General features: G+C 36.1%; 17 protein-coding genes. 13 read left to right on the top strand and 4 right to left on the bottom strand.

Annotated features, from left to right (window positions below):
• The first annotated feature begins 14 nt into the window (after window positions 1-14).
• The 5 genes from P164_RS01115 (at window position 15) to bshA (ending at window position 6227) form a co-directional block, all read left to right on the top strand.
• Window positions 15-449, top strand: a complete 435-nt coding sequence (locus tag P164_RS01115) for a phosphoheptose isomerase (RefSeq protein WP_028374645.1) — start codon at window positions 15-17, stop codon at window positions 447-449.
• Between the two features lie 36 nt (window positions 450-485).
• On the top strand, window positions 486-1277 hold the full coding sequence (locus P164_RS01120; RefSeq protein WP_028374646.1) for a (Fe-S)-binding protein: 792 nt from the start codon (window positions 486-488) through the stop codon (window positions 1275-1277).
• Window positions 1278-1581: 304 nt separating this feature from the next.
• Entirely contained in the window at window positions 1582-2067 is a 486-nt protein-coding gene (locus P164_RS01125; RefSeq protein WP_028374647.1) for a hypothetical protein, read from the top strand.
• 15 nt (window positions 2068-2082) lie between these two features.
• Window positions 2083-4995: a glycoside hydrolase family 3 N-terminal domain-containing protein gene (locus P164_RS01130; protein WP_028374648.1), complete on the top strand. Its 2913-nt coding sequence runs from the start codon at window positions 2083-2085 to the stop codon at window positions 4993-4995.
• Window positions 4996-5069: 74 nt separating this feature from the next.
• Window positions 5070-6227, top strand: coding sequence for an N-acetyl-alpha-D-glucosaminyl L-malate synthase BshA (bshA, locus tag P164_RS01135; protein ID WP_028374649.1), 1158 nt, complete (start codon window positions 5070-5072; stop codon window positions 6225-6227).
• Between the two features lie 75 nt (window positions 6228-6302).
• On the opposite strand, the gene P164_RS01140 is transcribed toward bshA, so the two are convergent.
• Window positions 6303-6797 (bottom strand): hypothetical protein, encoded by a 495-nt coding sequence (locus P164_RS01140; RefSeq protein WP_028374650.1) that lies wholly within the window; start codon window positions 6795-6797, stop codon window positions 6303-6305.
• Between the two features lie 141 nt (window positions 6798-6938).
• On the opposite strand from P164_RS01140, the gene P164_RS01145 reads away from it, so the two are divergent.
• The gene (locus P164_RS01145; RefSeq protein ID WP_028374651.1) at window positions 6939-9866 is read left to right on the top strand and encodes an FAD-binding and (Fe-S)-binding domain-containing protein; all 2928 of its coding nucleotides are present in this window, start codon (window positions 6939-6941) and stop codon (window positions 9864-9866) included.
• Here P164_RS01145 and P164_RS01150 read toward each other — a convergent pair.
• Both P164_RS01150 and P164_RS01155 read right to left on the bottom strand, forming a co-directional pair.
• Window positions 9858-10634 (bottom strand): aldose epimerase, encoded by a 777-nt coding sequence (locus tag P164_RS01150; RefSeq protein ID WP_028374652.1) that lies wholly within the window; start codon window positions 10632-10634, stop codon window positions 9858-9860. The genes P164_RS01145 and P164_RS01150 overlap by 9 nt on opposite strands.
• Window positions 10635-11108, bottom strand: a complete 474-nt coding sequence (locus tag P164_RS01155) for a hypothetical protein (RefSeq protein WP_028374653.1) — start codon at window positions 11106-11108, stop codon at window positions 10635-10637.
• Window positions 11109-11242: 134 nt separating this feature from the next.
• Here P164_RS01155 and P164_RS01160 point away from each other — a divergent pair, with 134 nt between their 5' ends.
• From P164_RS01160 to P164_RS01175, 4 genes are all read left to right on the top strand, one after another.
• Complete coding sequence (locus tag P164_RS01160; RefSeq protein WP_028374654.1) at window positions 11243-11659, top strand: OsmC family protein; 417 nt, start codon at window positions 11243-11245, stop codon at window positions 11657-11659.
• A gap of 109 nt (window positions 11660-11768) precedes the next feature.
• Window positions 11769-12827, top strand: a complete 1059-nt coding sequence (locus tag P164_RS01165; protein ID WP_028374655.1) for a glycosyltransferase family 4 protein — start codon at window positions 11769-11771, stop codon at window positions 12825-12827.
• A gap of 2 nt (window positions 12828-12829) precedes the next feature.
• Window positions 12830-13975 carry an aminotransferase class I/II-fold pyridoxal phosphate-dependent enzyme gene (locus P164_RS01170; RefSeq protein WP_035899277.1) on the top strand — a complete coding sequence of 382 codons (1146 nt, stop codon included), beginning with the start codon at window positions 12830-12832 and terminating at the stop codon, window positions 13973-13975.
• Between the two features lie 2 nt (window positions 13976-13977).
• Entirely contained in the window at window positions 13978-14976 is a 999-nt protein-coding gene (locus P164_RS01175) for a polysaccharide biosynthesis protein (RefSeq protein ID WP_028374657.1), read from the top strand.
• Here the strand turns inward: P164_RS01175 and P164_RS01180 are convergent.
• Window positions 14973-15713 (bottom strand): tyrosine-protein phosphatase, encoded by a 741-nt coding sequence (locus P164_RS01180; protein WP_028374658.1) that lies wholly within the window; start codon window positions 15711-15713, stop codon window positions 14973-14975. The genes P164_RS01175 and P164_RS01180 overlap by 4 nt on opposite strands.
• A gap of 79 nt (window positions 15714-15792) precedes the next feature.
• Between P164_RS01180 and P164_RS01185 the strand changes: the two genes are divergently transcribed.
• The 3 genes from P164_RS01185 to P164_RS01195 all read left to right on the top strand — a co-directional run bounded on the left by P164_RS01185 (window position 15793) and on the right by P164_RS01195 (window position 23312).
• Window positions 15793-17145, top strand: coding sequence for a capsule assembly Wzi family protein (locus P164_RS01185; RefSeq protein ID WP_081817293.1), 1353 nt, complete (start codon window positions 15793-15795; stop codon window positions 17143-17145).
• A 64-nt stretch (window positions 17146-17209) separates the two neighbouring features.
• On the top strand, window positions 17210-20023 hold the full coding sequence (locus P164_RS01190) for a triple tyrosine motif-containing protein (RefSeq protein WP_051621112.1): 2814 nt from the start codon (window positions 17210-17212) through the stop codon (window positions 20021-20023).
• A 250-nt stretch (window positions 20024-20273) separates the two neighbouring features.
• Window positions 20274-23312, top strand: a complete 3039-nt coding sequence (locus P164_RS01195) for a SusC/RagA family TonB-linked outer membrane protein (protein WP_028374661.1) — start codon at window positions 20274-20276, stop codon at window positions 23310-23312.
• Window positions 23313-23320 lie beyond the last annotated feature (8 nt).

Below are 23320 nucleotides of genomic sequence, written 5' to 3' on the forward strand. Positions count from 1 at the left end.
AAAATAGAAAACTCATGAAAAAAGAGGAAGTGGACAAAATGTTAAGTGAAAAGCTGCAGGATGGGGAACATGTAAGCCCGGTTCTGCCAGAAGGTGTGAAGAACTACCTCATTGATATTGATGGAACCATTACCGAAGATGTTCCTAACGAGGAGCCTGAGCGCATGGGAACTTGCGAACCTTTCCCAGATGCATTGGCAACCTTAAACAAATGGTATGACGAGGGGCATATTATATGCTTTTTTACTTCTCGTACTGAAGAACACCGTGAAGTAACTGAAAACTGGTTAGACAAGCACGGTTTTAATTACCACAGCCTTTTAATGGGTAAACCACGAGGCGGTAATTATCACTGGATAGATAATCACCTGGTACGTGCAACCCGTTACAAAGGGAAATTTACAGATCTTGTTGAAAAAGATGTAACTATAGAAGTGTTTAAAGACTAGGCATTTTAAAAAACTAATAGGAATAAAAATTAGATTATGGCAGAAGCTATCAAAGTCCCTACGATGGCAGAATTTATGGCACAAGGCAAATCTCCGGAAGTTCTCTTTTGGGTAGGCTGCGCCGGAAGTTTTGACGACAGAGCAAAAAAAATAACCAAAGCATTTGTAAAATTATTAGCAAAGGCGGGAGTAGAGTTTGCTGTATTGGGTACTGAAGAAAGCTGTACCGGTGATCCTGCAAAACGAGCCGGTAACGAATTTTTATTCCAAATGCAGGCGGTAACAAATATCGAAGTTCTTAATGGCTACGATGTAAAAAAAATAGTTACTGCGTGCCCACATTGTTTTAATACAATAGCTAATGAATACCCTGGTCTTGGGGGTAATTACGAAGTCTTACACCACACTCAATTTTTAAAATCTTTAATTGACGAAGGTAGACTCACTGTTGAAGGGGGTAAGTATAAAGGTAAGCGTATTACTTTTCACGATCCTTGCTACTTAGCTCGTGCTAACCGTATTTATGAGGCTCCGCGAGATTTACTTCGTAAGTTGGAGGTAGAGCTTGTCGAGATGAAACGCTGCAAAACGAAAGGTTTCTGTTGTGGTGCAGGAGGAGCTCAAATGTTTAAAGAACCTGAGCCGGGTACAAAAGATGTTAATATAGAGCGTACAGAAGAAGCTTTAGAAATTAAACCAGACGTTATCGCTGCAGGATGCCCTTTTTGCAATACGATGATGACAGACGGTGTTAAGAATAAAGAAAAAGAAGATTCTGTAGAAGTTTTAGATATTGCAGAGATGATTGCAAATGCAGATGATCTATAATGCGATTAAATAATAGGTTTTATAAAGCATCGGTTTTACCGATGCTTTTTTTATTTAAAATCTAAGGTACCGTTGCTTATTAGCATTAATTTGAAAGAGAAAGATCCTTTCAGTCGATTTTTGAATCTTTTATTCACTCCTTAATCGCGATTAAAATAGTGAGGGACGATTCTCAAGGTAATTTTACTTCAATTAAATTGTGATAATTACATTTTTAAAAGAATTTGAAGGCTTTTAACACTATCTTTTTTAAGGACCGCCTTTATATACATTAAGTTTGTGCTACTAATTTTTATATACGTATATGTTAATTCCTTTTCAAGATTTACCTGCTAATTCCCGACTTTGGATTTATCAAAGTGACCGCAAATTTGCTGAAGAAGAACTTGTGAAACTTCAAGAACAATTGGAAAGCTTTCTTAAAGAATGGACAGCTCATGGCGCAAGTTTGAATGCCGGTTATGAGGTGAAGTACGATCGTTTTATCGTGATAGGCCTTGACCAAAGTGCAAGTGCTGCCAGTGGGTGTTCTATAGATACACAGGTGCGATTTATACAACAACTTGAAAAAGATTTTGAAGTACAATTATTAGATAAAATGAATGTTACCTACATTCAGAATGATCGGGTTCATTTTAAGCCTTTAGCAGATTTCAAAAAGATGGCAAAAGAGGGTGCTGTAGGTAAAAAAACCATAGTATTTAATAATCTCGTAAATACTAAAGAAGAATATCTAGAATTTTGGGAAGTACCTGCAATAGAAAGCTGGCACAACCGTTTCTTTAAATAAAATATACCGCTTATGATGCGTGAACACTTACTCGTTGGAGTATTTCTTATACTTGCCTTTCAAGGCTTTTCACAATCAAAAAATCCATTACTGGCAAAACAATTAACTGAGCAACAAGCCTGGGTTGATAGCATTTACAATAAAATGACCTTAAAAGAAAAAATAGGTCAATTGTTTATGGTAGATGTTTTTTCTAGTGACCCAAAATCAAAAACAGACGCTATAAAAACGCTCATTAAAAATAACCACATAGGTGGTGTTATTTTTTCTAAAGGAGGTCCTATGCGTCAGGCAAAGCTTAATAACGAGTATCAGTCGTTGAGTAAAGTGCCTTTAATGGTGGCTATGGATGCAGAATGGGGTCTGGCAATGCGATTAGACTCTACCTATGCGTTTCCATGGAATATGACTTTAGGAGCTATTAAAGACAATAATATTGTAGAGGAAGTAGCTAAGCAAATAGGTTTACACAATAAACGAATGGGCGTTCACATTAACTTTGCTCCTGTTGTTGATATAAATGTAAATCCTGAAAATCCTATAATAGGAAACAGATCATTTGGAGAAGATCGTAATAATGTAACCGATAAAAGCGTGGCTTTTATTAAAGGAATGCAAGGAGCCGGCGTGCTAGGAAGTGCAAAACATTTTCCGGGTCACGGGGATACTAATCAGGATTCGCATAAGACGCTTCCTACGATTCCATTTAGCCGAAAGCGTTTAGATTCCATAGAAATGTATCCGTATAAAAAAGTTATTGATGCGGGTATCGCTAGCATTATGATTGCACATCTTAATGTTCCTGCCTTAGAAAGCAAACCGGGTTATCCTACGTCGTTATCTCAAAAGGTTGTAACCGGCTTGTTAAAAGATAGTTTAGGTTTTCAGGGATTGATATTTACTGATGCTTTAAATATGAAAGGCGCATCTAACTTTAAAGAACCGGGTCTTATAGATCTGGAAGCTTTTAAAGCGGGTAATGACATCTTGCTGATGAGTGAAAACGTGCCTAAAGCGATGGCTAAGTTTGAAGAAGCGTATAATGCAGGAGATATTACAGAAACCCGCCTGTCGCGATCTGTTAAGAAAATTTTATTCGCAAAATTTAAAGTTGGTCTCAATAATTATCAACCCGTAAATACTGCAAATCTTATTAAAGACCTAAACAGTGTAGAAGATGATGTAATTTACCGTAAGGCTATGGCAAATGCTTTAACGGTTCTCAAAAATGATCAAGCCATTCTACCGGTTAAAGATTTAGATCTTAAGAAAATAGCATATGTTGAGTTGGGCGATGACAGTGGAGATCCATTTTATAAATCGCTACAGAAATATGCCGAAGTGACAAAAATAAGTGCCTCTAGCAGTGCCGAATATTTAAACAAACTAGATAAATATAATTATGTCATTATAGGTTTTCATCGCTCTGATGATAACCCCTGGAAATCCTTTTCAATGACATCTGCAGATATTGCTATTATAGAAGCTATAGCCAAGTCAAAACCTACAGTTCTCGATGTTTTTGTAAGACCTTATGCACTTTTAAAACTGAATGATATACGCGCGATTAAAGGTATTGTAATGTCTTACCAAAATAGCGCAATTGCTCAGGATTTAAGTGCTCAGTTGATTTTTGGTGCTATAGGAGCCCAGGGCAAATTACCGGTTTCACTAGGAAAAAACTTTCAGATTAATACCAGTTTTGAAACGGGTACTTTGCGCAGATTACAATATGGGGTACCCGAAGAGGAGGGTATGAATTCAGAAAAACTCAAGGAAATTGATGAACTCGTAAAGGAAGGACTTACTAATGTAATGTTTCCGGGGGCGCAGGTTTTGGTGGCGCGCAATGGTAAGGTAATCTATGAGAAAGCATTTGGTCACCATACTTACACTAAAAGAGAGGATGTAAAACTCACCGATGTGTATGACCTGGCTTCAATGACTAAAATTCTTGCTACGTTACCTTTATTAATGGAGCGTTATGATGCTAACAAATTTAAACTTAATGACAAGTTAGGTAGTATTCTTCCTATTTTGAAAGGAACTAATAAAGAAGATATAACTATCAAACAGGTACTTTCTCACTATGGAAAGTTGAAACCCTGGCTTCCGTTTTACAGAGCCACTTATGATGAAACCGGTCACATATCAAAAAAATACTATCGCTCTTCTTCCGAGGGCGATTTTTCTATAAAGATTGCTGAAGATATGTATTTGCGAAAAGATTATCCTGACACTATAGTTAAGATTATTGCAGATACAGATTTATTACCATCTCGAGTCTACAAATACAGTGACTTATCTTATTTTCTGTTTAAAAAATATCTTGAAGATACTGCTTTAACTGATCTTGATACGCTTACCCAGCGCATGTACTACAAGAATCTTGGGGCTAATTATATGGGATATAAGCCTTTAAATTATACTCAAAAAAGTAATATAGTACCTTCTGAAAATGATACCTATTGGCGAATGCAACAAATACAGGGTTATGTGCATGATATGGGAGCGGCGATGACCGATAACGTGGGTGGTCACGCCGGTTTGTTTAGCAACGCTAATGATGTGGCTAAAATGATGCAGATGTATTTACAAAATGGATATTATGGCGGTAAACGCTTTTTTTCAAAAAATACAATGAGTGATTTTAATACCTGCTATTATTGTAATGAAGGTGTGCGCAGAGGTGTAGGCTTTGACAAGCCGCAGCTAGGAACTGTGGGCGGCACGTGTGGTTGTGTTTCTAAAGCTAGTTTTGGCCATTCAGGATTTACAGGAACTTTTACCTGGGCAGATCCTGAAACGCAAATCGTGTACGTTTTCTTATCAAACAGAACCTTCCCTGATGCAGAAAATCGAAAGTTAATACAGTCAGATCTTCGCAGTCGTATTCAAGAGGTAATTCAGAATGCTATAATTCCTTAGTAATTCTTCTTAAATAAAATCTAAAACCGCTTTAGAGATATCGGTGCTGGCTTAATAATTGGTAATTTTAAGCCATGAAAATAGCTATAGTTTGTTATCCCACATTTGGCGGTAGTGGTGTTGTCGCTACCGAGTTGGGTATTGCATTATCTAAAAGAGGACATGAAGTTCACTTTATTACTTACAAACAGCCGGTTAGGCTTGATTTGCTTAATGAAAAGATCTTTTTTCACGAAGTAAATGTTCCCGAATATCCACTTTTTCACTTTCAGCCTTATGAGTTGGCGCTTTCTAGTAAACTTGTAAACATCATCAAGGCTTATCATATAGATGTGTTGCACGTGCATTATGCCATACCACACGCCTACGCCGGTTATATGGCAAAAAAAATGCTTCAGCAGGATGGTATAACCATACCGATGGTAACTACTTTGCACGGTACAGATATCACGTTAGTAGGAAGTCATCCGTTTTATAAACCTGCAGTTACCTTCAGCATTAATAAAAGTGATGTGGTAACTTCAGTATCTCAAAGTCTAAAAGATGATACAAACCGTTTATTTGATATCAAACGTAAGATTCAGGTAATACCTAACTTCATAGATATAAATACGCTTAAAGACTCTTTTACAGATTGTCAACGCGGATTAATGGCTACCGAAGAAGAGCGTATTATCACCCACATTAGTAATATGCGGGAGGTAAAATGTATTCCCGATGTAATTAAAACCTTTAATGAAATTCAAAAACATATTCCTTCAAAATTAATCATGGTAGGAGAGGGACCAGAGCGTGGCCCTGCCGAGTTACTCTGTGAGCAGTTAGGAATTGCTAGCAAGGTGATATTTTTAGGAAACAGTAACGAGATTGATAAGATATTGTGTTTTTCAGACTTATTTCTGTTACCATCAAAAGCAGAGAGTTTTGGTCTGGCGGCATTAGAAGCAATGGCTCATGGTGTGCCGGTTATCTCATCTAATGCAGGAGGTCTTGCAGAGGTTAATACACACGGTTACTCGGGCTATATGAGCGATGTAGGTGATATAGATGCTATGGCAGCTAATGCCTTGAGTATTTTAAAAGAGCGTGAAACTCTTGATTTATTTAAAAAACAGGCCCGTTTACAAGCTCAGCAATTTGCTATTGAGCGCGTAGTGCCTATGTATGAAGAAGTATATTTAAAAGCTATAAATAGAATTAAACAGGTTGCTTCAAAATCAATTAGTAAATAAAGATTTGATTTTATACCGAACAAAAAAAATCCCGTTAGCGTGAGCTAACGGGATTTTTAATTTATGAGGTTGAGATTAGAATTGGTAACGCAAACCTAAAGCGATATCAAAACCTAAGTCATCATTAAAATCATTAAAGCCTATTTCTGGTCTAAAGTCTAAAGAGATTAAAAGTGGAATATCAAAATTGTACTCGATACCTATATCACCAGCTCCAAAAAGGAAAACTTCAGAATTATCATCATTGTTTCTTCCTGGAAAATCGTCATCGTAGCTTACACTACCTAAACCACCACCTAAACCGGCATACCAGTTAAAGCCACCGTCAATATTCCATACCCATTGGTAAAGACCAGCTAATTTAAAAGCATCGTATCTGTTACCATCATTGATACCTAGATCCAACTCTAAACGATTGTTGTCACCAAGGGCACGTTGATAAGAAATTTCTGCGCCAAAACCATCATTATCTCCTAGTCTAAGACCTAAAGCATTTTTTGAAATCTCCTGCGCTTGAGAAGAGAACGAAAAACCTGCTATTAAAACAAAAGCTATAAATAATTTTTTCATAATTGTATTTGAATTTGTTGTTTGTACGGCAAATGTAAGTTCACAACTCCTTATGTTTAACGAGGCTCCCGCCAATTTTTTGTTAAGCTTATCTTAGAAAATGTTAACACTCTAAAATTAATATAATTGTAACTTTAGCCTATGATTACAGACTTTACAGAAGCACTTGATGCACTTGCGAAAAATTTTGATGGAGAATTATATCTCGATGAACTACATAAAAAACTGTATGCTACAGATGCATCAGTTTACCGTAAGTTACCCTTGGCTGTGGCGTTACCAAAGTCTGAAGCTGATCTAAAAAAAATTATAGTATTTGCAAAAGAACATCAAGTAGGGGTAATACCTCGTACTGCAGGGACTTCTCTTGCAGGGCAGTGTGTGGGCGAGGGTATTGTTGTAGATGTATCAAAGCACTTCACTAAAATCGTATCCTTCGACGCAACTCAAAGAACGGTTACGGTACAACCGGGAGTGATTCGGGATGAATTGAACAGGTTTTTAGAACCCCATGGTTTATTTTTTGCACCTAATACCTCTACTTCTAACCGCTGTATGATAGGTGGAATGGTGGGTAATAATTCTTCTGGGACTACTTCAATACAATATGGAGTAACACGTGATAAAGTAATTAATCTAAAAACTATTTTAAGTGATGGTAGCACTGTTGATTTCAGCAAAATTACTGCTGAAGAGTTTGCACAAAAGCGAAATTTAGAATCTTTAGAAGGGAGTATTTATTCAGCAATATATAAGGAATTATATACTCCTAAAGCGCAACAGGAAATTCACGCTAATTTTCCGAAGCCTGAAATACATCGCAGAAACACAGGTTATGCACTAGATGCTTTGCTTGACAATAATGTCTTTAATGCTGAAAGCAACACATTGTTTAATATGTGTAAACTGCTTACCGGTAGTGAGGGTACACTTGCATTTACTACTGAAATAACCTTAAAACTCGATGAGCTACCTCCTGCGGAAGCAGTTATGGTTGCAGCACATTTTGAGAGTATAAATGCCTGTCTTGAAGCCGTTGTACCTGTTATGAAACACAATTTGTATGTGTGTGAAATGATGGATAAAGTAATACTTGACTGTACCTTAAATAACAGAGAACAACAAAAGAACAGGTTTTTTATAGAACAAGATCCTGCAGCTATTTTAATGCTCGAGGTGCGCGCAGTAACGCTAGATGAAGCACGTATAAAAGCCCTACAGCTTATTGAAACTTTAAAAGAGTCTGGTCTTAGTTATGCCTATCCTACATTAGAAGGTAACCAGATCAATCAAGCGCTAGAGTTACGTAAGGCAGGTTTGGGCTTACTGGGTAATATTGTGGGAGATCGCAAAGCAGTAGCGTGTATAGAAGATACCGCTGTCGCCTTAGAAGATCTAGCATCCTATATTAAAGAATTTACAGCCCTAATGGCACATTTTAAACAGGATGCGGTTTACTATGCACACGCAGGTGCGGGTGAAATACATTTACGACCTATTCTAAATCTTAAAAATAGTGACGATGTAACTCTTTTTAGAACCATAACTACAGCGGTCGCAGATCTTGTTAAAAAGTATAAGGGTTCTATGAGCGGTGAGCACGGTGATGGTCTCGTACGTGGAGAATTTGTGGAGTTTATGATTGGCAAAACAAATTACGCAGTTTTAAAACGCATTAAACACACATTTGATCCTGATAATATATTTAATCCCGGTAAAGTAATTAACGCTAAACCTATGGATGGGCAATTGCGGTATATACCAGACCGTAAAGAGCCTGAGATAGATACCCTGCTTAATTTTGAGGATTCTCAAGGTATCTTACGTGCTGCAGAACAATGTAATGGTAGTGGTGATTGCCGCAAGTTACCAGAGGCAGGCGGTACCATGTGTCCCAGTTACAGAGCTACCCGTGATGAAAAAGATTCTACACGAGGAAGAGCAAATACGCTGCGCGAATTTTTAACTCATTCTGAACGTAAAAACAGTTTTAATCACAAAGAACTTAAAGAAGTTTTTGATTTGTGTTTGAGCTGTAAGGCCTGTGCAAGCGAGTGCCCCAGTAATGTAGATGTGGCTACTTTAAAAGCAGAATTTGAATACCAGTATAAGAAAGAAAATGGAAGTTCGCTACGTACGCGCGCATTTGCATTTAACGCATATCTCAATAAATTTGCTTCGGTTTTACCGGGTATTACAAACGGACTCTACAAGGCAAAATTGTCTGGGAGTTTTATTCGTAAAACGCTTGAGGTTGCCCCAGAACGTAGCCTTCCGCCACTGTCTAAAAAAACATTACGCGCGCGTTTTAAGAAATTAAGAGCTTTCAATCCTAAAAAGCCTATAAAAACAGTTTATCTGTTCGTAGATGAGTTTACAAATTATCTTGATGCCCAGATAGGGGAAGACGCTGTGGTATTGTTACAACGTTTAAATTATGAAGTGCGTGTGATTACGCATGCAGAAAGCGGGCGTTCGCTAATTTCTAAAGGATTCTTAAAACAAGCCCGAAAAATTGCTCAAAAAAACATTAAAACATTTAAAGATCTTGTAGATGCAGAACATCCTTTAATAGGTATAGAGCCTTCTGCTATTTTAGGGTTTCGGGATGAATATTTGCGATTGTCTAAGAATGTGGAAGAAGCTAAAATACTCGCTAAAAACACATTTATAATTGATGAATTTTTAAATGCTGAAATTAAACTGGGTAATATAAAGTCTACCTCTTTTACTACGGACGCTAAGAAACTGAAAATACATGGGCATTGTCACCAAAAAGCTTTGAGTGGGATAGAACATACCTTTAATTTACTCAATTTGCCTGCAAATTTTAAACCTACAATTATACCTTCGGGCTGTTGTGGTATGGCAGGTTCTTTTGGTTATGAGAAAGAGCATTATGCGCTAAGTATGCAAATAGGAGAGCAGACTTTATTCCCCGCTATACGTAAAGCGGCACAGGATACCATAATTGCTGCCCCGGGAACCAGTTGCAGGCATCAGATAAAAGACGGGACACAACGCGAGGCATTGCATCCCGTAACGATTTTAAAAGAAGCTTTAGTTTAGAATCAATTCTACACTGAATTGAGCAGCAGATTCTCCTAGCGTCATAAAACCTTCGTGCAGGTTTTTTTGATCAACAGCGTAGGGGTAGAAACTTATAGGTTCTATACAAACCATATTGGTTACTTCGGTCCACAACATAAAGTTGCCAAAACCATTAGATTTTAGAGTTATAGACTTTTTATCTTTTAAAGTAATTTCTGTACAGTCTGCTACTTGATAGGCCCGGCTGCCTACAGCTAAAACTTCTTCTAAAGTAATTTCTTTGGTAGTAGTCTCTATTACCGGTTTTTTAGTTTGTAGGTTAAATGCCGGATGATAACCCAGCATAAATGGCATTCCATTTTCTCCGCTTATTATAAATGCAACTTCTAAAGCATTCTCACTTAAGGTAAATTGCTTTTTAAAATTGAAATCATACGGCCAGGAAAGCCATTCTTCAGTAGACTTATCCGGAAATTTTGAGTTCCTAACTTTTATATTTGCCGAATATTTTTTTTCAAATACAGCTGTGGTTTCCGTGGCCTCTATACAAGTATAGGTAAGTTCACGTAACAGGCCGTGTTGATCTTGAATAGCGGCTCCTTTAGGTGTTTCTACTCTAAAATTTGCCTGATCTGTAGGACCTATTACCGGAAACATTTCGGTATCTGCACTACGCCATCCAGGAGTTCCTTTTTGATGTATATATTGATAGTCGTCTTGCAGAAAACTAACAAGTTCGCCTTTATCAATAGTTACGTTAAGGTTTTTTAAATGTAGTTGAGTCATTTAGTTTAGGTTTTCTAATGCGTTATAATAATCGAGTCGCAGATCTTCGTGAAGACCTTCAACCTTCTTGGTGATATATTCCACTTGTCTCAGATAGAGATTTCGTAAGGTGTTGTTGTTGCGAATAGACGGTTCAAACGCGTCCATCTTTTCGCAGAAATAAATAAGAAGCTGTACTTCAGTTTCTTTGTTGCCTGAATATCTGATGTATTTTTTTGTTTCCTTTAAAATTTTACGAATTGCCTTTTTAAGCCAATAATAATTTTTAGTATTCGCTGCTTCAAATTGTACATCGATTAATTCTTTTACAGAATCTACGTAGCCCACCTCATAGTCAGATTCAAAAAGCAGATAGGTTAGAAGTTCTTTATTTTCCTTTTTAAAACGAGAGAGCTTAAGGCATAGTTGCAGTAATTCTTCAGTATCTTTTTCTTTAAGTTCTTTTTTAAGTTGTGTTACTGTAGCTGTCTTCATAGTTGCAATTTAGCGAAAATGCTGTTAAGGCTTGTTAATACTAGCCTTTCAAAAGCTAAAATAGATTTAAAAAGTTGTGGTTAGTGGGATTGATTGTTAGTTTTAGATATAATTAAAAAATAAAAAACAACGATATGAAATTTTCAAGAAACGCATCTGCAAACTGGAAAGGAAAAATTAAAGAAGGACAAGGTACTATCTCAACCGAGAGTACTGTTCTAGATGAAGCAAAATACGCTTTTGGTACCCGTTTTGAAGACGGAAAAGGAACCAACCCCGAGGAGCTATTGGGCGCAGCACATGCAGGTTGCTATACAATGCAGCTTTCTGCGTTTTTAGGTGAAGAGGACTATACCGCAGACAATTTACACACTGATGCGAAGGTAACTTTTGAGGATGGAGAGATCACAAAAGTACATTTGACTTTAAAAGGTAAAGTGCCTGGAATTAGCGAAGAAGAATTTGTGAAAATTGCAAATAAAGCAAAAGAAAACTGCCCGGTATCAAAACTGTTTAAAGCAGAAATTACATTAGATGCGACATTAGATTAGTCAAATTGCATTTATAAAAATATAAAGTCGCCTAAGGGCGGCTTTTTTTTTTGGAGTGTTACTGAAATACTGAAAGTGTATATTTGAGGACCAAAAGGGGTTCTCTTTAATGCAAATGATTTTATTTTTTCTACCGGCACTTCTAGCTTTTGCATTGACATTTGCATTAGGGAAATTGTTATGTAAACCCGTTTTTGCCCGGTATTTTATAGTAGAAACGGGTGGGAAAAAATTGCACAAAACAGCTGTGCCTGCATCGGGAGGTATTGCGTTATTTTTTGGTATTTTTTGTACCGCTTTCGCTTTTGAGGGAGATTATTTAATTCGCAATCATTTGTATTTAATCTTAGGAGTTTCAGCGCTCTTTGTTTTAGGACTTGTAGATGATTTGAAATCTTTAGGATGGTTGCCAAAGCTAATCTTTCAGGTATTAATCATTAGCATTGTAGTTGTTTGTGCAGATTTGCGCTTGCAATCTGTACTGTTAGAGCACAGCTTTTTTCAAATACCTTATTACGCAAGTGTAATTTTAAGTATTCTACTACTCACATTTCTTACCAATGCTTTTAATTTTATAGACGGCATAGACGGTCTTGCAACCACAGTTGCTTTACTCTTTATTTTGGGTTTGTTGTATTTTCAAATTCCATTCTCTAGTGTATTTTTAATGTGTGTAGGAGCCGCACTTTTTGGATTCAGAAGAATAAATAAAGAGCCTGCAGCTATATTTATGGGAGATAGCGGTTCGTTATTTTTAGGATTTTTGTGCGCCGCGTTTTTGATAACTTTTATTGAAGCAGATTTATCGGCTTCAAACATCAGACTTGATAGCTATCAGCAACGTTTACCTGTAGTTATAGCTTTGTTTTGGTATCCTATTTTTGATACATTACGTGTTTTAGTACTTCGTGTCATTAGTGGTGTCTCTATTTTTAAAAGAGATAAATTACACAGTTATTCCCTACTGCTACGTTTGGGGTATAGCCATAGGCAAATCGTAATTCTGGTTGTTATGTTGACCCTCGTTCAGGTAGTAGCCGTTCTATTTATAGAACCTAAAATAGGATTAGCAGTATTTTTTATCGTGCAGGTAGTATTCTGGTTAGTACTTCATTTGTTTCTCGATAATTTGATAAAAAGATTTAAGAGGAGAAATCTAAATAAGTAACTATGCCTAAACCCAAAAAAATAGCACTTTCCTTACCAAAAATTAGTGAGCAGGATGCTGCTTCAATAACTGAAGCATTAAGGGCAAATTGGGTAACTTCTGGTGGACCGTTTGTAGCTGAGTTTGAAACAAAATTAAAAGCGACTTTAAATACAAGCCGTAGTATAATAGCGTTAAACTCTGGTACTGCTGCGCTGCATCTTGCTTTGACGTTAGCAGGTGTTAAACGTGATGATTTAGTCTTATGTCAAACGATGAGTTACGTTGCAAGTGCTAACCCCATTCAATATTTAGGAGCACGACCAGTTTTTGTAGATAGTGAGCAGGACACTTTTAACTTATCACCTAACGATCTCAAAACTGCACTAGAAAGCTGTTTAGAAAAAGGCAAATTACCGGCTGCACTTATTGTGGTGCATTCTTACGGAATACCTTGTAAAATAGAGGAAATTGTTAAAATCGCAAGACAGTATAAAATACCCTTAATTGAGGATGCTGCAGAAGCATTAGGAAGCACGTATAAAAATAAGTCTTGCGCACTTTTTGGAGATTATGGTGTTCTATCTTTTAACGGGAATAAAATTATTACCACAGGAGGTGGCGGTGCATTAATTTGTAAGTCTGAAGATGATGCGCAACGTGCACGTCGTTTGGCTAGTCAGTCAAAAATAAGTCAGGCAGGTTTTGAGCACGACGCTGTGGGATTTAATTACACCATGCCGGGACTAAATGCAGCTTTAGGAATAAGTCAGTTAAAAGCACTTAATTCACATATTGAGGCAAAGCGTAACACTCATTTTTTTTATAAGGAAGTCTTTGCGCAAATTCCCGGTGTTGAGTTGTTAGAAGTACCTGATGATTCTTACTATTCAAATTATTGGTTAAGTTGTATTCAGTTAAATTCTCAACTATTAAAGAATAAGTCTTCGCAAGGTTTACGCAAGTTTCTGGAGCAACACGAAATTGAGTCTCGTTTTCTATGGAAACCGCTACATTTACAGGGTATTTATGAAAATCAGGAATACTATGGCGAAGATGTGGCAGAAAACTTATGGAAATCTGGACTTTGTCTACCTTCAGGTTCTGGTTTGACAGCATTTGATCTAAATAGAATTAAAGATGCTTTGCTTGATTATTTTTTCAATTAGATATGAATGATATCTCCTTATTAACTAACGAAACATTACTTATTACCGGAGCTGCCGGAAGTATAGGTCGTGAACTCGTTTTAGGGTTTGCTTTTAAAAAGCCTAAACGACTGATTTTAGTTGATATTTCAGAAACCGGTTTGCATAGTTTGCTTGAAGAATTAACTGTTAAGTTTTCTGAAGTCACGGTTTCTTATTTTGTAGAAAGTGTTTGCAATGCAGATTTTTTAAATCATCTTTTTGCAAATTTTAAAATTACATCTGTTTTTCACGCTGCAGCCTATAAACACGTTTCTTTAATGCAGGAAAATACCTGTGCTGCTATTACCACAAATATTTTAGGAGCACAATTACTTATTGATTATAGTATAAAACACAAGGTTAATCAAGTAGTGGTGATTTCAACAGATAAAGCGGTGAATCCTATAAATACGATGGGGAGAACAAAAAAAGTAGTTGAAGATTATTTAAAGTTCAGGCTAAAAGATTGTGTAAATACTAAGTTGATTGCATTAAGACTTTGTAACGTATATGGGTCAGCGGGATCAGTAGTGCCGGTCTTCAAAAAGCGTATAGAACAAAACTTACCTATTGAGATAAAAGATAAAAATCTTGTGCGTGATTTTATTTCATTGACACGCGTGCTTGAAATATGTGAATATTTACTCGCTAATAAAGAACTTGAGGGACTATTCATTCCGAAGAAAACTGAAAAAAAAGCCATTACGCAAATTGCCACAGAAGTACTTCATGCATTTGCTGTTGATGCTAAAAGTTACCCCATTGTATTTACTAAACTTCCTAAAATAGAAAAGTTAGAAGAAGAGCTTTGGTCTTCAACAGAATCGAGGAACTTTATAGATAATTCACCTGTAGCAGCAATTGAAAGCAGTACAGATTTTCAATTTGACTTTAAGATGCTGCTAGACTGTCTTGCAGCTGCACAAATTTATTCAGTAGAAAATGCAGAAATTAAATTAGTTGCGCTTACTTCGTTTTAGCTGCTAAAAGTAGCTATAGTATTTGAAATAATGCGATCTAACGCAAGTTCATATTTGCCCGCAAACTTTACCTTTTTCAAACCCTCAATATGTCGCATATGATGGGTGTCTGTTCCTAAAAATTCGTATTTACCATCATTTAAAAGTTGAAGCGCTACTTTTTCAATTCCCGGGCCGTAATACCCACTAATAGACAAAGCATTAAGCTGAAATTTACAAATAGCACCTAATTCAGTGTAAACATCCATAGTTTTGTGATAAAACGCATAACGCTCGGGATGTGCTAAAACCGGGATAAAACCTGCATTGCCCAACTTAAAAAGTATTTCTCTAAGATTAATAGGTGGTTGCAGATAAGACATTTCTACAAGAACATAATTATCTTTTAAAGGAAGAATATTTTTTGCATCAATTAGATCTGCAAAAGAAGAGTCCATCATATATTCTGAAGAAGCTCTTATTTTAAAATCATTTTGATTTTTTTCAACTAAAAAAGCTTCTAGCGTATGCTTAGCATCTAAAATTGTTTGAGGATTATTAGGGTAGTAATCGCTTATGGTATGGGGAGTACAGATAAGGTCTGTAATGCCTAATTCTTTAAAATGAGTTAAAAGCTGTAAAGAATCTTCCGGTGTTTTCGCTCCATCGTCAATTCCGGGTAGTATATGATTATGAATATCTGTAAATTCGCCCAGCTTAGAGGCTAAAAATTTTTTAGAATTAAATATAGAGAACATGCTTCTTTATTTTTGGCAAAAGTAAACAATAGATTGAGTTAAAGCCTACACTTAACAGAGCTTTAGAGTTAAAATACTTATGATGAAAAAAATACTGATTTTACATATATTTCTTGGTTCATTATTTCTTAATGCTCAGGATAGTATCGTTACATCTATAGAGACACGAGGAATGATTTCTAGCGGTGATACGCAGCCATTTTGGTTTTATGCCAATCAAAAAGGGCGATTGGATGCCGAAACAAACTTTATGGCATTAGCAGAATTAAAATACGCTAATCAATTTAATGAGTCAAATAGTTTAGAAATAGGTGGAGGGTTAATGTATAACGATGGTATATATAACGGTGCTAAAATTGATCAATTATATGCGACTTACAGGTGGAAGATAATAGAAGCAAGCGCAGGTTTAAAACACAGAGATGAAAAATTAAAAGGAATATCAAGCGTAGGTGGTGACATTATATGGAGCAATAATGCACGAGCGCTGCCCGGTTTATATATAGAAATGAAAGAGCCTGTAAAAATATTTAAGTGGTTTGAAGCTAAGGCAACTTTTGGACATTACTTTTTGGAAGAGGATCGTGTCGTGCAAAATGCGATGGTACATCATAAGAGTTTAGAATTAGCCTTAGTTTTTTCTCCGGGAGATCGTTTGTCTGGGAGTATGAAACATTATGTGCAGTATGGTGGAACTTCTATTAATCCACGATTTGGGAAACAGCCTAGTGGTTTTAGAGATTATATCGATGTGTTTTTTGGGCAGGGTTCTAGTAATGCTTCTTCATTTGACGGAGAACAGGTAAACTCTCTGGGTAATGGCTTAGGTTCTTATGAGTTAGCTTATGATTTAACTCGTGAAAATTATTATTTACGCCTGTATCACCAGTCTCTTTTTGAAGATACTTCAGGAATCGAATTGAGCAATTTTCCTGATGGGGTCTGGGGAGCATATTTGGAGCCTAAAAATTCTAATTTTATTGATGCTGTAATTTATGAATATGTGCAGACCGTTTCTCAAAGTGGTAGATTTGGTAATTCTAGTAACGGTGGTACATTTAGTGGTGGAGATAGTTATTTTTGGAACGGTATTTACAATACCGGCTGGCAGTATCAAAACCGTATTATAGGATTGCCTTTTATACTTCCGGGTGAATTTGGACAACGTTTCAAAAACGATCGTAGCTTTGTGCATCATCTGGGAATGACGGGTTCTGTAGGAGCTTTTAACTATAAAGCAAAAGGTACTTATGTAAAAAATCTAGGTACTTATGTAAATCCTTATCCTAAAAAAGAGCAGGCAATATATTCATTCCTAGAACTGGAGTATCCTACTCAATTTGGTTCTTTTACAGGTCTTTTTGCTGTAGATTATAGTAATCTGAGTAAAGAGAATCTTGGTTTAGGATTAAAATATAATTACAGGTTTTAAGAGCAACAGCTAATTTCATAGATTTTAGGGTAATTGAGTATATTGCTTTAAAATCTATGCTTCATTGAGATTTCTTAATTTATATATCTGTATTGTAATTGTTCTGACTTTTAATTTTTTAAATGCTCAGGAACTTCCTCCTGTACTTAATTTTTCACCAGATTACTACAATGCCGAAAATCAAAATTGGGCTTTAGCTCAGGACGATTCTGGTTATGTTTATTCAGCAAATAATAGCGGTCTATTGCAATTCGACGGTGCAAAATGGCGTTTATATCCTTCACCTAACAATACAATCATACGATCTGTAGCAACTGTAGGTAAGCGTGTTTATACAGGGAGTTATATGCAGTTTGGTTTTTGGGAAGAAGACCATACAGGAAAACTTGTTTACAATTCACTCAGCGATTCTTTAAAAATACCCATTTTAGAAGATGAGCAATTCTGGAATATAATACCACTAGACCAATGGGTAATATTTCAATCGTTAAATCGAATCTACAGCTATAATACAAAAACCAAGGCTTTTGAAGTTATAACTAATGAAGCTACTATTAGCAAATCCTTATTGCTTGACGGAAAGATTTATTTTCAAAGTACCGGAGAGGGTTTATTTTGTATTTTAAATGGAAAGAAAACCTTAGTTTCAGATTCCTCTGTTTTTAAAGATAAGCTGCTTGTAAATCTTTTTAAAGTAGCTAATTATAGTGTAGCTGTGACTCAGCATTCGGGTTTTTATAAATTAGTAGGCGACGAGATTTCTACCTGGAATACTTCCGCAGATCAAGAACTTTTAGATAAGACCATATATAGTAGTAAACAGCTTAAGGATAAAACGCTCATTGTAGGTACCATTTCTAATGGTGTTTATCATTTAAGTGAAAATGGGACTATTTTATATCAAATTAATCAAAATGCTGGTTTAATAAATAATACGGTTTTGAGTATTAATGAAGACCGCAATGCAAATGTATGGTTAGGTCTTGATCGTGGTATTGCTTTAATAAATAGTAATTCACCGTATCGGGTGTACAAAGATAATAGTGGAGAACTTGGAGCTGTATATAGTGCAGTTGTAAACGATTCAACACTATATCTGGGCACAAATCAAGGTTTGTTTTACAGAGATTTATACAAACCGGAAACCGCTTTTAAGCTCGTTCCTAATACCAAGGGGCAGGTATGGTTTTTAAAGAAATTAGGTGACGATCTATTTTGTGGTCATCACGAAGGTACTTTTTTAGTTATTGATAATCGGGTTGAACGCATCTCTTCAGTACAAGGGACTTGGCAAATACAGTGGCTTAACGAAGAAAAAAAGCTGGCCTTGCAAGGCAATTACAATGGGCTGTATGTATTAGAAAAAAAAGGTGATGATTGGAGTGTACGCAACAAAGTAGAAGGTTTCAATATTTCTAGCAGATATTTTGGTTTAGCAGATACGTATACATTATATGTAAGTCACGAGTACAAAGGAGTCTTTAAATTAGAATTTGATAAGAATTACCAGCAAATAATCAAACAAGAACTTGTTGAGAATTTAGAGAAAGGCGAGAAATCGGGTATTGTAACTTACGGTGATGCGCTTATCTATGCTTCAGATAATGGAATTTACAAATTAACCGAAGAGAATCAGGAATTTATCAGAGATTCTGTCTTAAGCCGTGGAATGCTCAAAAATGGAAATTATACCAGCGGGAAACTTACGTATGATGAGGCGAACAAAAGACTTTGGGGTTTTAATACAGAGGATATTTTTTATTTTGAACCCGGTAGTTTTGCTTTAGCACCTAAAGTAACTCATATTTCTTTTTCTGCGGAAAAAAGACGTGATGTAGCAGGTTTTGAGAACATAACTTTTCTGGAAAACAACAAATACCTTTTAGGAAATTCATCGGGATATACCATTTTAGATTTAGATAAAGATCTAGAATATGAATATGAAATACGTCTGCGATCTGTGCAGAATGGAAGTGTCGATCAGAATTTAAAAAATATTTCTTTAAATGATAATTCAACATTTAAATCAAAGGATAATAATTTTCTGTTTAATTATAGTGTAACTAATTATGATACTTTTAAAACTGTAAAATTTCAATATAGACTTCTAGGTCTTTATGAAGAATGGAGTAATTGGAGCAGTGCCTCTCAGGTTTCGTTTGAAAATTTACCCTCAGGCTCTTATACATTTGAAGTGCGTGCTCGGGTAGGCGATCAGGTTACTACTGAAGCTACCTCGTATACGTTTAATATTAAACGCCCTTGGTACTTATCAATAACCCTACTCATAATCTATGTTATACTACTGCTTATAATATTTATAACGATTCATATTTTCAACCGAAAATTCTACAAAAAACAAAAACAACGACTTATTGAGATTAATGCACGTAAAATTGAACTATCGCGTTATGAAAATGAGCGTAGAATTATGCAACTCGAGAACGAAAAACTCATTCAGGATGTAGAAAGTAAAAATCGAGAACTTGCTGCTTCTACAATGAGTATTGTAAAAAAGAATGAATTGCTTAATGCAATTAAAAAAGAATTAAAGCCATCTAATGATGATGGTGATATGAAATCTGTTATCAAAATCATAGATAAAAACTTAAACCCTAAAAAAGATTGGGAATTTTTCAGTCAGGCTTTTAATAATGCAGATAAAGACTTCTTGAAAAAGATTAAGAGCAAGCATCCAAAGCTTACTCCAAACGACTTAAAATTGTGTGCGTATTTAAGACTTAATTTATCTTCTAAAGAGATCGCACCTCTATTAAATATTTCAGTACGCAGTGTTGAAATTAAACGATACCGTTTGCGTAAGAAAATGGACTTAGAGCACGAAGAGGGGCTTGTAGAGTACATATTATCTATCTAAACGACTACAACAATTTTTAAAATTACCTATACATTACCTATACGAAAACGATAGTAGTAGTGTGTTTTAATGCTAAAACTGACTTCTTGTAAACTTTAACACAATGGCTTGACGTGGCTTTACGCATACGTTTTCGTTGAGATTTTCGCATTACCATAGATGGTTTTTTCTGTTGTATATTTTTTGTTGAGGTCTTTTTTAATAAATCTGCAAAACTCTTATATAGATTTGATTTACAAATTAAATTTATATGAAATCATTTTTATCCTTGATCTTATTTGGGTTCTTAAGCACTGCTATTTTTAGCCAGGCTACAACTACTCAGGTTCGTGTCTCTGGTACTGTTACTGATGCAACAGGAATGCCCTTACCCGGTGTCAATGTTTTAGTAAAAGGTACTAATAGAGGTACAAGTACAGATTTTGATGGTCTGTTTACTATTGATGTCACATCAGGAAACCTATTACAGTTTTCGTATTTAGGTTTTGTAACTAAAGAAGTATCGGTTACAAATGCAACAAACTTGTCTATTACGCTAGATGAAGATGCCAGCACACTTGACGAAGTAGTTGTAGTGGGTTACGGTACTCAAAAAAAGAAAGAAATTACCGGTGCAGTTAGTGTTGTAAGTTCTGAGACTATTGAAGATCAGAATCCCGTGCGTGTAGAACAAGCTTTGCAAGGTAGAGTTGCAGGTGTAAACATAAGTTCAAACTCCGGTTCTCCGGGTAGCGCATCTACGATATCAATTCGTGGTATTTCTACTAATGGAGATAACAGACCTTTAATTCTTGTTGATGGTGCCGTCATCGAAGATTTGAGTGTAATTAACCCTAACGATATAGAGAGTATAAATGTATTAAAAGATGCTACGGCAGGTATCTATGGTGTGCGTGCCGCAAACGGTGTTATTTTAATTACAACTAAAGGTGGTCGTAAAAACACAAATTTACGCGTTGATGTAGATTCTTATGTAGGTCTTCAGGAAACTACACGCAAACTTCCGGTTTTAAATGCTACTGAATATGGAGCAATTATTAACGAAGCCTATGTCGCAGGAAATCAGGCCCCACCTTTTCCAAATCTTGCTTCTTTAGGGCAGGGAACAAATTGGCAAAATGAAGTGTTTAGACAAGCTTTATTATCTGATGTAAATGCAACGGTTTATGGAGGCGGCGAGAAATCTACATATTCAGTAGGTGCAGGGTATTTAGATCAGGATGGTATAGTAGGTGGTGGTGCTGTAAACTTTAATAGACTTACAGCAAGAGGAAGTTATAATCTTGATATTTTAGAAAATTTAAAGCTTTCTACAACAGCAATCTATACAAATTCTAACCGAAAAACACTTTCTGAAAATGCATTGGGTTCGGTATTGTTTAATGCGGTAAATATGGCGCCTACGTTTAATGTACGCGATGCTAATGGAGACTTTACTATTGCAGATAATTTAGGTTTTGAAGTAATTAATCCTCTAGCACAAATAGCAAATACATTTAATACGAATGAGGTTGATAAAATTACCGGTACAGTTGGACTTTCATATAATTTCTGGGATCATTTTACAGCAGAATCACGCTATCAGTTTAATTATTCTGAAGTGCGTGGTCGTAGTTTTTTACCTGAAAATTTAAATTTCGGTTTTGGTAAAGTATTTAATAACACAGGTGTTAATCAATACTTTGTAAATGATAGTTTCTTTAGAGATTATACATTTGATAACTTTTTAACCTATAAAAATACATTTGCAGACGATCATAATCTAACAGTGTTGTTAGGTATGTCTGTCTTTAAAACCAGTGGTGAATTTTACAATTTTACGGGGCGTGATGTTCCCGGTAACACCTTTGCTGAAGCTGGCTTAGATGGAGCAGCAGTAGTTATCGATGCACGTGATATTAATGGTCCAGCAGAATTTGACCAGCGTTTACTATCCTATTTTACCCGTGTTCAATATAATTATAAGGAGCGGTATTTGCTTTCGGCTGTATTGCGTCGAGATGGTTCTTCAAACTTTGGTCCTGAAAATAAATTCGGTTATTTCCCTTCTGCATCTATTGGTTGGGTGATTAGTGACGAACCTTTTTATGGCACAAGTGATGTTTTAAACTTCTTCAAGATGAGAGCGAGTTACGGGATATTAGGTAATGACCGTATAGGGGCTTTTGGTTATATCTCTACGCTAAATGCTGAAGGTACTTATGTTTTTGACAACGAGCTTGTAAATGGTGTGGCTGCTGGCCAACTTTCTAATCCCGAAATTAAATGGGAACGCCAAAAAACATTTGATGTAGGTTTTGATTCGCGTTTGTTCAACAATAAAATTGATCTAACAGTAGATTACTTCAAACGTAGAACAGATGATTTACTTCTAATTCCACAAGTTTCTGGTATTCTGGGTGTATATGCACCTGGCGCGGGAGCACCTATTGTAAATGCAGGTAGTGTTGAAAATAGCGGTTTTGAATTTTCAATCTCTTATGATGAGAATATAAGTGATGATGCGAGTTTCAATCTAAGTTACAATTTTACGACACTTAAGAATGAAGTAATTGCTGTGGGTAATGAAAGCGGTTTTATTCCCGGAGGCAGTTTCGGTTTCGGTCAGGAAGCGCCTGCACGTATGGAAGCTGGTTTCCCAATCGGGTATTTCTACGGTTTACAAACTAACGGAATCTTTCAGTCTCAGGCAGAAGTAGATGCACACGCTACACAAACAGATGCAACACTCGGTGATTTAAGATTTGTAGATCAGAATGGCGACGGATTGATAGACGGTAACGACCGCGTTAACATAGGCGATCCTATACCAGATGTTACGATGGGTCTTAATCTAGGCTTTAAGTATAAGAATTTTGATTTTACGGCATATGCTTTTGCTTCTATAGGTAATGACATTGTACGCTCATATGATCGTAATCAAAATCTTACTAATAAAACAAATTATGTATTAAATCGCTGGACGGGACCAGGATCAACAAATACATATCCTCGAGTTACAATAGGGCCCAACTCTAACTTATTGTTTTCAGATTTTTATGTTGAAGACGGCTCGTATTTAAGACTACAAAATGTACAGTTGGGATACAGTTTAGGTAATGATGTTTTAGACCAGTTAGGTATACGCAAATTACGTTTTTACCTGGCAGTAACTAATGCATTTACGCTTTCAGAATATAATGGGTATGATCCTTCTGCATCGTCTGGAGCACCTATAGGTGGTGGTATTGATCAAGGTTTCTACCCGGTACCCAGAACGTACACAGCAGGAATGAACTTCAAATTTTAATAGAAGAG

Origin of the sequence: Leeuwenhoekiella sp. MAR_2009_132, assembly GCF_000687915.1 — a bacterium.
Classification (GTDB): domain Bacteria; phylum Bacteroidota; class Bacteroidia; order Flavobacteriales; family Flavobacteriaceae; genus Leeuwenhoekiella.

Bases quoted from the DNA above. Each gene is read 5' to 3' on its own strand.
- P164_RS01145 (WP_028374651.1), top strand. From the start codon at position 6,939: ATGATTACAGACTTTACAGAAGCACTTGATGCACTTGCGAAAAATTTT.
- P164_RS01170 (WP_035899277.1), top strand. From the start codon at position 12,830: ATGCCTAAACCCAAAAAAATAGCACTTTCCTTACCAAAAATTAGTGAG.
- P164_RS01195 (WP_028374661.1), top strand. From the start codon at position 20,274: ATGAAATCATTTTTATCCTTGATCTTATTTGGGTTCTTAAGCACTGCT.
- P164_RS01120 (WP_028374646.1), top strand. From the start codon at position 486: ATGGCAGAAGCTATCAAAGTCCCTACGATGGCAGAATTTATGGCACAA.
- P164_RS01115 (WP_028374645.1), top strand. From the start codon at position 15: ATGAAAAAAGAGGAAGTGGACAAAATGTTAAGTGAAAAGCTGCAGGAT.
- P164_RS01185 (WP_081817293.1), top strand. From the start codon at position 15,793: ATGATGAAAAAAATACTGATTTTACATATATTTCTTGGTTCATTATTT.
- P164_RS01160 (WP_028374654.1), top strand. From the start codon at position 11,243: ATGAAATTTTCAAGAAACGCATCTGCAAACTGGAAAGGAAAAATTAAA.
- bshA (WP_028374649.1), top strand. From the start codon at position 5,070: ATGAAAATAGCTATAGTTTGTTATCCCACATTTGGCGGTAGTGGTGTT.
- P164_RS01140 (WP_028374650.1), bottom strand. From the start codon at position 6,797: ATGAAAAAATTATTTATAGCTTTTGTTTTAATAGCAGGTTTTTCGTTC.
- P164_RS01155 (WP_028374653.1), bottom strand. From the start codon at position 11,108: ATGAAGACAGCTACAGTAACACAACTTAAAAAAGAACTTAAAGAAAAA.
- P164_RS01175 (WP_028374657.1), top strand. From the start codon at position 13,978: ATGAATGATATCTCCTTATTAACTAACGAAACATTACTTATTACCGGA.
- P164_RS01150 (WP_028374652.1), bottom strand. From the start codon at position 10,634: ATGACTCAACTACATTTAAAAAACCTTAACGTAACTATTGATAAAGGC.
- P164_RS01180 (WP_028374658.1), bottom strand. From the start codon at position 15,713: ATGTTCTCTATATTTAATTCTAAAAAATTTTTAGCCTCTAAGCTGGGC.
- P164_RS01125 (WP_028374647.1), top strand. From the start codon at position 1,582: ATGTTAATTCCTTTTCAAGATTTACCTGCTAATTCCCGACTTTGGATT.
- P164_RS01130 (WP_028374648.1), top strand. From the start codon at position 2,083: ATGCGTGAACACTTACTCGTTGGAGTATTTCTTATACTTGCCTTTCAA.
- P164_RS01165 (WP_028374655.1), top strand. From the start codon at position 11,769: ATGCAAATGATTTTATTTTTTCTACCGGCACTTCTAGCTTTTGCATTG.